The sequence below is a fragment of the Mesorhizobium wenxiniae genome, assembly GCF_002284535.1.
In the GTDB taxonomy this organism is placed as follows: domain Bacteria; phylum Pseudomonadota; class Alphaproteobacteria; order Rhizobiales; family Rhizobiaceae; genus Mesorhizobium; species Mesorhizobium wenxiniae.
The window spans coordinates 43955-55962 of sequence record NZ_NPKH01000026.1; the positions used below are offsets into that span (position 1 = coordinate 43955).

Annotated in this window: 12 protein-coding genes; 1 reads left to right on the forward strand and 11 read right to left on the reverse strand. The window is 61.6% G+C overall.

Translation table 11 applies throughout. From position 1 onward, the window contains the following. Window positions 1-10: 10 nt before the first annotated feature. From CIT31_RS22015 to CIT31_RS22065, 11 genes are all read right to left on the reverse strand, one after another. A complete protein-coding gene (locus CIT31_RS22015) occupies window positions 11-1225 on the reverse strand; it encodes a TraB/TrbI/VirB10 family type IV secretion system protein (RefSeq protein WP_091595787.1) in 1215 nt (404 codons plus the stop codon). An 11-nt stretch (window positions 1226-1236) separates the two neighbouring features. Next, window positions 1237-2250, reverse strand: coding sequence for a P-type conjugative transfer protein TrbG (trbG, locus tag CIT31_RS22020; protein ID WP_164746653.1), 1014 nt, complete (start codon window positions 2248-2250; stop codon window positions 1237-1239). A 1-nt stretch (window position 2251) separates the two neighbouring features. Continuing rightward, on the reverse strand, window positions 2252-2983 hold the full coding sequence (gene trbF / locus CIT31_RS22025) for a conjugal transfer protein TrbF (protein WP_095520370.1): 732 nt from the start codon (window positions 2981-2983) through the stop codon (window positions 2252-2254). After that, window positions 2984-4306 carry a P-type conjugative transfer protein TrbL gene (gene trbL, locus CIT31_RS22030; protein ID WP_091595791.1) on the reverse strand — a complete coding sequence of 441 codons (1323 nt, stop codon included), beginning with the start codon at window positions 4304-4306 and terminating at the stop codon, window positions 2984-2986. It lies immediately after the preceding gene. 33 nt (window positions 4307-4339) lie between these two features. After that, complete coding sequence (trbJ, locus tag CIT31_RS22035) at window positions 4340-5065, reverse strand: P-type conjugative transfer protein TrbJ (protein ID WP_095520371.1); 726 nt, start codon at window positions 5063-5065, stop codon at window positions 4340-4342. Next, on the reverse strand, window positions 5062-7512 hold the full coding sequence (gene trbE / locus CIT31_RS22040; RefSeq protein ID WP_095520372.1) for a conjugal transfer protein TrbE: 2451 nt from the start codon (window positions 7510-7512) through the stop codon (window positions 5062-5064). The genes trbJ and trbE overlap by 4 nt, the downstream gene beginning before the upstream one ends. After that, on the reverse strand, window positions 7506-7778 hold the full coding sequence (locus CIT31_RS22045; protein WP_024502852.1) for a VirB3 family type IV secretion system protein: 273 nt from the start codon (window positions 7776-7778) through the stop codon (window positions 7506-7508). Before CIT31_RS22045 ends, trbE begins: the two co-directional genes overlap by 7 nt. Further along, window positions 7778-8086, reverse strand: coding sequence for a TrbC/VirB2 family type IV secretion system protein (locus tag CIT31_RS22050; RefSeq protein ID WP_024502851.1), 309 nt, complete (start codon window positions 8084-8086; stop codon window positions 7778-7780). The genes CIT31_RS22045 and CIT31_RS22050 overlap by 1 nt, the downstream gene beginning before the upstream one ends. Before the next feature lie 12 nt (window positions 8087-8098). Beyond that, the gene (trbB, locus tag CIT31_RS22055; RefSeq protein WP_095520373.1) at window positions 8099-9067 is read right to left on the reverse strand and encodes a P-type conjugative transfer ATPase TrbB; all 969 of its coding nucleotides are present in this window, start codon (window positions 9065-9067) and stop codon (window positions 8099-8101) included. Beyond that, complete coding sequence (locus tag CIT31_RS22060; RefSeq protein WP_095488561.1) at window positions 9064-9477, reverse strand: CopG family transcriptional regulator; 414 nt, start codon at window positions 9475-9477, stop codon at window positions 9064-9066. Before CIT31_RS22060 ends, trbB begins: the two co-directional genes overlap by 4 nt. A 116-nt stretch (window positions 9478-9593) precedes the next feature. Then, window positions 9594-11618, reverse strand: coding sequence for a conjugal transfer protein TraG (locus CIT31_RS22065; RefSeq protein ID WP_095520376.1), 2025 nt, complete (start codon window positions 11616-11618; stop codon window positions 9594-9596). Window positions 11619-11701: 83 nt separating this feature from the next. Here CIT31_RS22065 and CIT31_RS34675 point away from each other — a divergent pair. Continuing rightward, on the forward strand, window positions 11702-12008 hold a 307-nt coding region (locus CIT31_RS34675), incomplete at its 3' end, for a hypothetical protein (RefSeq protein WP_206073399.1).

Below are 12008 nucleotides of genomic sequence, written 5' to 3' on the forward strand. Positions count from 1 at the left end.
TAACTCCTGCTCAACTCGCGTATGGCCGCAGCACGATGTCCTTGTGCACGATGACGCGCAGTGGCCAACCTGGGCGGACGATGATGGTGGGCTGGATATTGAGGTTTTTTTCGGTGATGCGCTGGCCGGCTCGACTGGCGTTCTGCTGGGCTGATTCCCGGATCGCCTTGACCAGATCGCTCTCGTTTTCGCCGAGGCTGAATTCCGTGCCGACACCGAGCAATGTGGCAAGCGCCACCCCCTTGATCAGCTGCCAGGTGTGGAAATCGACTTTGTCTTCCAGCCCTGCGTAGCCGGCGGTGTCGCTCGCGGGCAGATTGTCGATTTCGACCGACGAGCCGTCGGGCAGCAGAATGCGCTGCCAGACCAGCAGCGCTCGCTTTTGCCCGAACGCGACGACGCTGTCGTAGACGCCGATAAGACGTGAGCCCTGCGGAATCAGCAATATGTTGCCCGTGACCGTGTCGTGCACATTCTCGGTGACTTGCGCGACGACAAGGCCCGGCAAATCGGAATTGATGCCGGTGATCAGGCTGGCGGCAATCACGCTGCCAGCCATCAGTTGATACGGCGAGATCGGCGTCTGCAGCGCATGCGGATTGTAGATCCCGCCAGTGCTCCGCTGGCTGAGGAAATCAAGCTTTCGCTGCTGATTGTTCTGGTCGCCTTCCGCCGGCGCCACCGAGGCAGACGCGCGTGCTGCTTCGGATTGGGGAAGTGCCTCAAATGGATGCTGAGCAGTTTGCACGCTCTCACCGACATCTGTCTGTTGAGCTCGATTTTCGACGCGGAAAAGCACCTGCGATTCACGCGCTTCGATCGCCTGCTGCGCTAGACGCTGCTCCTCGGCCGAGATGTCTTGACCCGGCACGATGCCGAGCTGGCGCTGCCGCTCGAGGATGGGGCGACCGAGGTCGCCCGGCAAAGGTGGCCCAAGGACGGGAGGCTTCGGCTTCATGCCGGAATAGTCATGGGGAAGCGTATCGAGTCCCTCGACGGTTGGTTTGCGCTCAGTGCTGTAGGGATCTTCCGCCTGATCCCTGATGCGAAGGGCCGGCCCCTGGAGCGCCATCATGGCAACGCCGAACACAGCGCCGGATCCGAGCGCTGCGATCGCGATGATCACACCGCGCCTGAACCGCACCACGCGGCGGGGAGAGGCCCGAAGCTGCAGTTCCTCGGGATCCAGTTTCGGCGGGATGCCAGAGCGGGAATTTTCGATCATGAGCCCTCACCTCACCGGCTGGAACGCGAAAAGAGCGAGATCCGCCGTAGCGGTTGCCTGTCGTCAATCCTGCTGATGCGGATCACCTGCTGCTGCTTGGTGCCGAGGCGAAGTTCGGCCGCGGCGAAGAGCCGATCGACGATGTAATAGTTGCCGCGCACGCGATAGTTGACGAGCTCGCTGCTCCCATCTGCGCCGACGATGAAGAGTGGTGGCGCCTCGCCCTGATCTATGCGACGAGGGAACTCAATATAGACCTTGCTGCCGTCGTCGAAGGCTCGCGTCGGTCTCCAGGGCGGTGTGTCGCCACTGATCGAGTAGCGAAAGCGAAGGTTTTCGAGCGCGATATTCGACGCGACCGGTGTAACTGCCTCGGCTTGAGCATTGCGCTGGCGAAGCGCGATGATCTGGTCTTGGCTGTAGGTCCAGGAGATTGCCGCCATTGCTGTCTTCTCGGTGCTTTGAAGCTGCAAATGATAGGTCCGCCGGTCCGTCGTAATGACGACATTGGTGGCAAGACCCGGCGCGAAGGGTTTCACCAGAACATGGGTGCGCTGATTGTCACCGGTGCCGCTTGCGGTATCGCCTATGACCCAGCGCACGGTGTCGCCAGCCGACACGGCGGTTAGTTTCTCGCCCGGCTGCAGAGCGATGTCGGTCACGCGCTCCGGCGCGGCATAGAGCTGATAAAGCGCGCCATCGGTGAAGGGGTAGACTTGCACGGCATTAACATACCCGTACTTGGTGGGTTGCTGGGTCGCGGCTTTGTTGGCATCAGCGACGCGTTCTTCAGGGGGGCGCTTGTCCTCGGCCTTGCCGGACTCGGGCTGCAATTGGCCAGGCAGCGGCAGTGGTTTTGGCACCTCGACAATTCTAATCGGCCTCTCCGGCGCCTTCTCGATCGCGGCCGGTTTGAAGTCAGCAGCGTCATAGGAAATCTCAGGCGGCGGCACCTTCTTCGATGCACAAGCGGAAACGACCGCTGCCGACACCGATAGGATCAGCACGGCACGAATCGGTGACATTTTATCTTTCATTGGTGGACTCCGTCGGAGAAAGGGGGGGTGGGACGGCGCTGTCGAGCTCGCGTGACCAGTCAATGGCGTTGATGAAGACGCCGAGCGGATTCTTGCGCAGCTGATCCGTATTGCTTGGCGAGCGGATCACGATCGTGAGGATCGCAGTCCAGCGCATCGTGCTGGCAAGGCTTCCGCGCTCAAACACCTGCTCGGTCCATTTGACCTGGAATGAACTTTCGGAGGCCCTGACCACGCTGGTGACCTGTACCGAGACACTGCGCGTTCCGATCTGACCGAAGGGGTCGTTCGCCTTGGCGTATTCGTTGAGGAAGAGCGCTGCGCGATCGCTAGCAAAGTCGTAAGCTGCGAACCAGTTCTGCCGTACCAAAACCGGATCGGTGGAAACGGAACGGACATTCTGGATGAAGCGGCCGAGATGCCAGGCGATCTGAGCATCCGAGGGCTCATAATTCCGGATTGCCGGCGCGACGGCGCGCGTCTCGCCGAAGCCATCGACCTCGACGACGTAAGGCACGACACGGCTTTGCATCGACTGCCATACGAGTCCGCCGGAAAGTCCGGTCGCCAAGGCCAGGCACCCAAGGGCCATGAGCCGCCAGTTCCTGGCCTGCAGTCGAGATGAGCCGATGCGCTCGTCCCACAGCTGGGCGGCTTTTTGATACGGCGTGACCGGTTCGGGTGTTTTGCCGTAACGGTGCACGGGTCGCTTGAAGAGCATCTAGTCATCCTTGTCGTTGAGAGAGGGGTTGGCGCTGCCTCCCGGCCGGTCTCCGTCTCGGACAGCTTGCATGGCAGCGTGGCGATGTGCACGGGCGGTCTGTTCAGAACGTAGGCGCCTTGCCCACGTCGGCGCCGAAACAGTGGCCGAACCGGCAGAGCGCTCGGTCATTGACGCGGTCGGCGTGCCGCCGGTCGCGGTCCACGCGGCATCGCGCCCGGCATCGGCGTTGCGCCCAACACTTGCAGTGGCGGATCGCGCTACGCGTATAGCGGCGCCGCCAGCGGCACTGGTTACACCATGCATTCCAGCAGCCACACCGGAGAGGCCAACGTCGGGCGAGGTTGCGCGCCCGATCTGCCAGGACGTGGAAGCAGCCGATCCCATTGTTGTGCCGGCGCGGATGGCGGCGAGACCGCCGCTGGTTGCCATACGCGCGCCAGAAAATGCCGTGCCTCCAGCAACGAGTGATACACCCGCTGCCGCCGCGGTCGTGCCGAGGGCGGCGCCCGCGCCAAGCTGCGGTGCGCCTGAGACAAGACCCGACGCGATCCCCGGCCCAAAAATGCCAAGGCCAAGCAGTGCCAGTGCGCCCAGTACCTGGGACATGGCAGCGGCCAGATCCGGCTCCTTGCCTTGCAATGCGGAAGCGAACTCCCCGAAGAGCGTGGAGCCGATGCCGACAATGACGGCGAGCACCATCACCTTGATGCCTGACGAGATAACATGGCCGAGCACGCGTTCGGCCAGGAACGCTGAACGGTTCCAAAGTGCGAATGGAACCAAAACAAAACCTGCCAGCGTGGTGAGCTTGAACTCAAGGATGGTGATGAAAAGCTGGATGGAAAGGATGAAGAAGGCGATGATGACCAGGAACCAGGCCATCAGCAGCACGAAGATGGTCAGTGCGTTGCCGAAGATTTCCGGGAAGCCCAGGAGCTGACTGGCTTGGTCAAGCATTGGCCAAGCACCTTCGAAACCGGTCGCGGCAATGCGGCCCGGGCGCAGGAGATTGTCTGCCGACAGATTGCCGGCCGACGCATTAATCCCGAGACCGGCAAAAGAACGATAAATGATATCGGCGAGGTTCTTGAAATTGTTCAGGATGAAGGCGAAGACGCCAACATAGAGCACCTTGCGGACAAGCCGGCCGAGAACGCTGGTCTCCTCGCCGAGCGCCCACGCCAGGCCGGCAAGTGTGATGTCAATGCCGATCAGAATGGTAGTGAGGAAGGCGACGTCGCCCGAGAGCAGACCGAACCCGCTGTCGATGTAGCGGATGAAGGTCTCCATGAAGCGATCGATGACGCCAAGGTCGTTCATGCCGCTGCCTTCCTCGTCGTGATGAACTCGTGATTAATTGCCGGGATAAGCCGAGCCGGTACCCAAGAATCGCTTCGTCATCTCGCGGGCGGCTTCCTCTGACTGGGCCTTGCGGGCGGCATCCTCGGCCTCAGCTCGAAACTGCGTTGCGAGCAGCGTCTGGATCTGCATCTGCTGCTTTGTCGAAAGCGCCATCAGCTGGTTGGTGGCCTGGCTTGCCTGAAGCGCACCGGCCGCCCCTTGGCTGCGGTTGACGAGATCGGCGAGCAGATCGCCGTCGGCGCGGACGTTCTCGACGATTTGCGACTGGACCCCCATGGTCTGGCGGAACGCCTGCATGGCGCTTTGCCAACGCTCGCGCGCAGCACTCGCCACATCGCTGACCTTGATCGTGGCGTCGTAGCTTTCCGGATATTGGCTGCGCCACTGGTCTTGAAGCTTGCCCAGATCAAAGCTGAGGCCACTCGCCTGGTCCATCAAGCCGTCGATGCGATGGAGCGAACCGGTGAGTTGGCCAACGGAAGAGAAATCCAGACGGTGAAGATTGCGCGCCATGTTCTGCAGCATGGTCGCCTGATTCTGCAGCGACTGGATCTGGTTGTTGATCTGCTCCAGGGCGCGCGCGGCCGTCAGCACGTTCTGCGCATAATTGGACGGATCGAACACGATAAGGGCGTAGGCGGGCTGCACATAGTCGGCCATAGGCTTGGCGATCAGGGAAACGGTGATCAGGCCGGAGAGAAGGCGTCGCCGCATCATGCTAATTGCTCCTTGTCTGGTTGAGGGAATTGCTTGAGAAGTTCGCCGGCCCAATCGAGGCCGCGCGCGATCAGGAACTGCGAGGCAAAGCTGCCTTGCCCGTCTTCGGACAGGATCCTGTCGATCAGAGTCTGCGTGGCCGGATCGGAAGCACCGCAAAGCGCAAGAGCGATGGGGCCAAGCCCGAGCTCGAACAGACGGTTGCCGCGGCGCGATTGCAGATAATACTGACGCTTCGGCGTGGCGCGGGCGATCAATTCGATCTGCCGCTCGCTTAAACCGAAGCGTTCGTAGGCTGTGCGCGCCTGGGGTTCCACGGCACGATCATTGGGAAGGAAAATGCGCTGCGGGCAGCTTTCGATGATTGCCGGCGCTATGGCAGAGCCCGCGATATCAGCCAGCGACTGCGTAGCGAAGACAACCGACACGTTCTTCTTTCGCAGCACCTTCAGCCATTCGCGGATGCGGGCGGCGAACAGCGGATTGTCGAGATAGACCCACGCCTCGTCGAGCATGATCAGCGTGGGCCGTCCGTCGAACCGTTCCTCAAGTCGCTGGAACAGATAGGTAAGCACCGGCAGCAAAGCGCCTTGGCTGTGCATCAGCTCCTCGGTCTCGAAACACTGCACATCCGACAAGGCCAGCCCATCATGATCGGCATCGAGCAGGCGGCCGAAGGGACCGTCGAGCGTGTAGGGCATCAATGCGGACTTCAGCGCATTGGATTGAAGCAGGACCGAAAGGCCGGTCAGTGTGCGTTCCTGCGCCGGCGCGGTGGCAAGGCTGGCCAGCGCTGACCAGATAGCCTCCTTCACCTCCGGCGTGACGGTGACGTTCTCGTAGGCAATAAGGCTGGCGATCCATTCGGCCGCCCAGCTTCGGCTAGCCTGGTCGTTGATGCTGCGCAGTGGCTGAAAGGCAAGGGAACTGTCCGCTCCTAGCGCGTGGTGTTCTCCACCCATGGCAAGTGTTGCAGCACGGGCCGAATTGCCTTTGTCGAAGACATAAACCTGGGCGCCGGCATAGCGCCTGAACTGCAGAGCAATCAGAGCAAGCAGAACCGACTTGCCGGCGCCGGTCGGACCAACAGCCAGCATGTGGCCGACATCTTCGACGTGGGTGGAAAGCCGAAACGGTGTCGACCCGCTGGTCTCGGCAACGAGAAGCGGTGGCGCTTCGGTTTGGGTGACTTTCGCGAGATACTCGTTTGTCGCAGGACCGGCCCAAACCGACGACAGCGGCATGAGATGGGCAAGGTTCAAAGTATGAACGAGCGGTTGGCGAACGTTAGCGTAGACATGGCCAGGCAATGAGCCGAGCCAAGCCTCGACCGCATTGACGCCTTCTCGGATCGTGGTGAAACCGATCCCATTGATGATGCGCTCGACCGCGCGAAGCTTCTCTGCAGCGGCTTGGCGATCCTCGCCCCACACCGTCACGGTCGTGGTGAGATAGCCGAAGCTCACATGATCGCCGCCCAATGCCTGAAGGGCTTCGTCGGCATCGAGCGCCTTGTTGTCGGCATCGCTGTCGACAAGCGGGACCGGCTCGTTGGTAATGACCTCGCGTAGGATTGCCACGATCGATTTGCGCTTGGCAAACCACTGCCGGCGCAACCGCGTCAGCGTCTTCGTGGCTTCCGTTTTCTCGAGCGGAATGAAGCGCGTCATCCAGCGATAGGCGAAATCCTGATGATTGAGGGCATCGAGAATCCCGGGCCGGGTGAGGTTCGGAAAGCCGAGGATGGTCAGTGTGCGAAGATGCTGCTCACCCAGCATCGGCTCCAGGCCACCGGCAAGCGGCGCATCGACCAGGATGGCATCCAGATATATCGGCGTTTCCGGGACGATGATAGGATGGCGTCGAGGCGAAATCGTGCCGTGGAGATAGGTCAACGTCTGAGCATCATCGAGGACGCGTACTTCGGGCATGAAACCCGAGAAGAGATCGAGCACGCGGTTGGTCTCGTCACGGAACCTCGCCAGATCCTGGCGCCAGTCTCTTTCTCCTTGGGAATAATGAGAGTCGACGAGCGCGCTTTCCGCGCGCGCCTGGGCGTCGGGCGGTGGCATAAACACTAAGGTCACATGATAGCGGCTCTCGTAGTGCGCTACCTTCCCCTCGAAAGCAGCGCGGCGTTCTTCGTCGACCAGCCACGACGCGGCGTCAGGAAAATGCGAGTTCGGATAGCCCAGCGCTTCTATGCGCTCGGCCTCAAAGAACAATGCCCAGCCAGAGCCAAGGCGTCTGAGAGCATTGTTCGCCCGGCCGCAAATGCCGACGAGTTCAGCCTCCGTCGCACTTTCGAGATCCGGGCCGCGGAACCGCAACGTCCGCTGAAAGCTGCCGTCCTTGTTGAGCATGATGCCGGGCGCCACCAAGGCAGCCCAGGGTAGATGGTCGGCAAGCCGGTCGGCTTTGCTTCGATATTCCGAAAGGTTCAGCATGCAAGCCACCCCTTCAGACGAAGGTGGCGCACAAGCACGCTGGCGAAGTCCGGATCGCGTCTTGCGGCAAAGACCGCTAACGAGTGGCCCGCGATCCAAAGCACCAGACCAGCAATCCATTGCTGCAAGCCGAAGCCAATGGCCGCGGCCACTGTACCGTTGAGGATCGCCACCGCGCGCGGAGCCCCGCCGAGCAGGATCGGCTCGGTCAGCGCCCGGTGGACCGGTACTGCGAAGCCCTCGATATGCTGCTCCCCGGCGGCCATCAGACGAGCGCCCCACCACCGAAGGAGAAGAAGGAGAGGAAGAAGCTCGATGCCGCGAAGGCGATCGACAGACCGAAGACGATCTGAATCAGGCGCCGAAAACCACCGGCGGTGTCGCCGAAGGCAAGCGTCAGGCCGGTGGTGATAATGATGATCACCGCAACGATCTTGGCGACCGGTCCCTGCACCGACTCCAGGATCTGCTGCAGCGGCTGCTCCCACGGCATGCCGGAGCCGGCCGCATAAACGGGGGCCGTGATAAGAAACGCGAGCGCTGTGGACGAAAGAAAGCGAAGCTTCTTGCGCATGAGGAAGGCCTTTCAAAGCTGCTGGAGTTGCGAAAGCGTGAGCGGGGCAACGGCGTAATCGCCGCTGCCGTCGAGACCGGTGACCTCGGCGATTGCGTCGATGTGGCGCGACGAGCCGCGTCCCGCTATAAAGACGATCAGATCTATCGCCTCAGCGATGAGCCGGCGGGGAACGGTGACCACCGCTTCCTGGGCGAGTTGCTCAATGCGATAGAGAGCCGAGCGCGCGGAATTGGCGTGTACGGTAGCGATGCCGCCTGGGTGCCCGGTGTTCCATGCCTTCAGCATGTCGAGCGCTTCCGCGCCCCTCACCTCGCCCACGATGATGCGGTCCGGCCTGAGCCTCAGCGTCGAGCGCACGAGATCGGCAAGGGTGACCGAGCCCCGCCTCGTTCTCAGGGCAACGCAGTCCCTGGCCGCGCACTGCAGTTCGCGTGTGTCCTCGATCAGGATCACCCGATCGTCGCATTCGGCGACTTCAGCCAGCAGAGTGTTGGCGAGTGTTGTCTTCCCCGAGGAAGTGCCGCCGGCGATCAGCATGTTGCGCCGCTCGCGGACGGCCTTTTTCAGCGCATCGGCCTGCAGCGGCAGCATGATGCGTTCGGCAACATAGTCGGCCAGGGTGTAGACTTTCGCGGCGGGCTTGCGGATGGCAAAACATGGCGCCAACACCACAGGTGGCAGCAGGCCTTCGAAGCGTTCGCCAGACGGCAATTCGGCACTGACGATCGGGTTGTCGGCGTGCGCCTCGGCGCGCACGTGCGAAGCAACCAGGCGGATGATACGTTCTGCCTCGGACGGGTGCATGTGAACGTCGGTATCGACCCGACCTTCGCCTAACCGGTCGAGTCGCAGCGCGCCGTCGGGATTGACCATCACCTCGATGACGGACGGATCGGCCAGGGCTTCGGTGATTGCCGGACCCATGGCGGTGCGTAGCATGACACGCCGCCGGTGGTCGGCCTCGGGATGAGAGCTCATCCTTCCCCTCCCCCACCATTGTCTTTGCTAAGCGACTTTTTGCCGGAAGCGATCTGGCGGCCGACCTTCTCAACGAATTTCTCGAAACGCTCTTGGGCAATAGCCTGCGTTGCCCGATCCGGGACCGGCGTGTGGGCATGAAGGGTGATCGAAAAGCGGATGAAGAGCGCCAGGCTCTCCAGGATCACCTCGGAATCGCGCCTGACGTGGGCAAGATCGCGGGAGAGCCGGTCAAGCCTTACGCCGTAGCGCCGATCGAACTCGCTCTCGCCACGCCGCTCGATGAACGCCTCGATCGCCTTCGCCACGATCGCTGATTTGGTCGTTGACGGATCGCGACTGAGGTTGTCCAGTTTCTCGCTGAGCTCCGGCTCAAGCAGAAACTGATGGCGAATGCGGTGCGGCTTCATGCGGCTCGTTCCGACGGCCCGGCGTTGCGCCGGCGACGGGAGAAGCATCGGCCAGACGCTCAAAATTGCTTATGGCCGTTATCTACGCTGAGGTGCGCTCTGCAACTCAGCGGACTTCAGAAGCCGGGAATGACATCGTCGCCCCTGCCCTCGTTGATACCGTAGGCGCGGGCCGCAGTGGAAATCCGATCCATGACACGCTTGTCCGCGAGCGCTTCGCTGTCATCGTCTGCGGGCTTGTACAGATCGGCCTGATCGGGCTCTTGAGAGACAACAACGTCTTCTTCGGGCAGGCTTGGATGGCGTTGCTGCTGAACGCCTCCCTCGTCTTCAACTGGCGCGTCGGCGCTTTCCTCGTCCGCAGCAAGTCGGCTATCGACGCTGCACACTTGTCCAGTCCAGCCGTCCGGGCGTGATGCAGGGCAGTCCGCATAGGGCCCGTCGTGCAGCACCGGCGCAGGCAGCACCCGATCTGTGAAATTCTGATCCTGATAATAGCGCAGCTTCTTGGCGCGGATCGGCGGCAACCCAGAAACCAGGACCAATTCGTCTGACGGCGGCAATTGCATCACCTCGCCTGGCGTCAGGAGCGGGCGCGCGGTTTCCTGGCGGCTCACCATGACATGTGAAAGCCAGGGCGCAAGCCGATGGCCCGCATAGTTGCGCATCGACCTAAGTTCGGTTGCGGTGCCGAGGGCATCCGAGATGCGCTTGGCCGTGCGTTCGTCATTGGAGGAAAAGGCAATTCGCACGTGGCAATTGTCGAGAATAGCATTGTTCTCGCCATAGGCCTTTGAAACCTGGTTCAAAGATTGTGCGATCAGATAGGAGCGAATGCCATAACCTGCCATGAAGGCGAGCGCCGTTTCGAAGAAGTCGAGGCGACCGAGCGCCGGAAACTCGTCCAGCATCATGAGCAGCTGATGCTTACGGCTCTTCTTCGGGTCCCCCTCCAGACGCTCCGTCAACCGCCTGCCGATCTGGTTCAAGATCAGTCGCACCAAAGGCTTGGTGCGCGAGATATCCGAAGGCGGCACGACCAGATAGAGCGACAGCGGTCGCTCTCCACCCACTAGGTCAGCGATGCGCCAGTCGCAGGACGAAGTGGCCGCCGCGACCGTTGGATCACGATAAAGCCCGAGAAAGGACATGGCGGTCGAGAGGACGCCTGAGCGCTCGTTTTCCGACTTGTTCAGGAGTTCGCGAGCCGCCGAGGCCACTACGGGATGGACCTGAGGGTTATGCCCCGTCCCGAGATGGTTTGTCGTCATCATCCGCCGTAGCGTTGCGGCAAACGAGCGTTGCGGGTCCGACAGGAAGGTGGCGACGCGGGCCAGCGTCTTGTCCTCTTCAGCGTAGAGCACGTGCAAAATGGCGCCAACTAGGAGTGAATGGCTGGTCTTCTCCCAGTGGTTCCGTCGCTCCAGCGCGCCCTCGGGATCGACGAGGATGTCGGCGATGTTTTGAACGTCCCGGATCTCATCTGGGCCTTTGCGCACCTCCAGCAGCGGGTTGTAGCGTGCCGATCTCGGGTCGGTCGGATTGAACAGAAGGCAGTACGAGAATTTCGACCGCCAGCCGGAGGTCAACTGCCAATTTTCGCCTTTTATATCATGAATGATGGCAGACCCGGTCCAGGAAAGTAGCGTTGGAACAACCAGCCCCACGCCCTTGCCCGAACGCGTCGGCGCAAATGCCATGACGTGCTCCGGGCCGTCATGGCGCAGATAGCGATCGTTCAGCCTACCGAGGAAAACGCCCGCCGGCCGTAACAACCCTGCCGTCTCGACCTCATGAGTCGTGGCCCACCGTGAAGACCCATAGGTCGTAACCGACCCGCGCTGTCGCGCGCGCAAAAGCGAGCCAGCGATTGCGGCGGCACAGCCCAGGAATCCGCTGGCGCCTGCAAGCGTACCGGCTTTGTCGAAGACCTCCGGCGCATAAGCATCGAAGTGGAACCACCATTCAAACAGCTTCCACGGCTTGTAGATTGGCCAGCCGGCGAAGAGAAACCATGGTGCGCCGAGAGGCGTCTGGTAGGTCAGCATTTGAGCGCACCATTGGGTTGCCGTCCATACGCCGATAATGACAATTGCGCACACAACGGCGATCTGCCCGATCAGTAGCTTCGTAGGTGTCATCGGCTTGGCCCGCTGAACAACGCGACCTAGCATCGCGCGGCGCAGCCGGGACAGGAATGTTCCTCACATACGATTTGGGAGCAATGAACGACTTCCTACGTATCAGGTCGGTCAGCACGCGTGTTGCGCCTTCACGCGACACCATCCGCCACTCCATCCTTTCCATTCACCCTGAGGCCCGGCGCCGCCGACAGTTGCGTGACCGCTCCTCCGCAAAGTTATCTTCTGCGTTCAGGGAGCCACGGCGCCTGGGCTGGCTGATGAACACCGTCCGCTCGCGCATGTGGGGTCGAATTGATTTGTGCCCAAGTGGAGGCAGGCTCGTCTTCCAACAGTTGCCGCAGTTCCCCTGGCTCGAACGCCATCATCGGTGGGGAAGCGGGTTCATCC

Excerpts from the sequence above, each read along its gene's own strand:
- trbE (WP_095520372.1), bottom strand. The coding sequence starts at position 7,512 with ATGCTGAACCTTTCGGAATATCGAAGCAAAGCCGACCGGCTTGCCGAC.
- CIT31_RS22060 (WP_095488561.1), bottom strand. The coding sequence starts at position 9,477 with ATGAAGCCGCACCGCATTCGCCATCAGTTTCTGCTTGAGCCGGAGCTC.
- trbF (WP_095520370.1), bottom strand. The coding sequence starts at position 2,983 with ATGCTCTTCAAGCGACCCGTGCACCGTTACGGCAAAACACCCGAACCG.
- trbJ (WP_095520371.1), bottom strand. The coding sequence starts at position 5,065 with ATGATGCGGCGACGCCTTCTCTCCGGCCTGATCACCGTTTCCCTGATC.
- CIT31_RS22050 (WP_024502851.1), bottom strand. The coding sequence starts at position 8,086 with ATGCGCAAGAAGCTTCGCTTTCTTTCGTCCACAGCGCTCGCGTTTCTT.
- trbB (WP_095520373.1), bottom strand. The coding sequence starts at position 9,067 with ATGAGCTCTCATCCCGAGGCCGACCACCGGCGGCGTGTCATGCTACGC.
- CIT31_RS22015 (WP_091595787.1), bottom strand. The coding sequence starts at position 1,225 with ATGATCGAAAATTCCCGCTCTGGCATCCCGCCGAAACTGGATCCCGAG.
- trbG (WP_164746653.1), bottom strand. The coding sequence starts at position 2,250 with ATGTCACCGATTCGTGCCGTGCTGATCCTATCGGTGTCGGCAGCGGTC.
- CIT31_RS22065 (WP_095520376.1), bottom strand. The coding sequence starts at position 11,618 with ATGACACCTACGAAGCTACTGATCGGGCAGATCGCCGTTGTGTGCGCA.
- trbL (WP_091595791.1), bottom strand. The coding sequence starts at position 4,306 with ATGAACGACCTTGGCGTCATCGATCGCTTCATGGAGACCTTCATCCGC.
- CIT31_RS22045 (WP_024502852.1), bottom strand. The coding sequence starts at position 7,778 with ATGGCCGCCGGGGAGCAGCATATCGAGGGCTTCGCAGTACCGGTCCAC.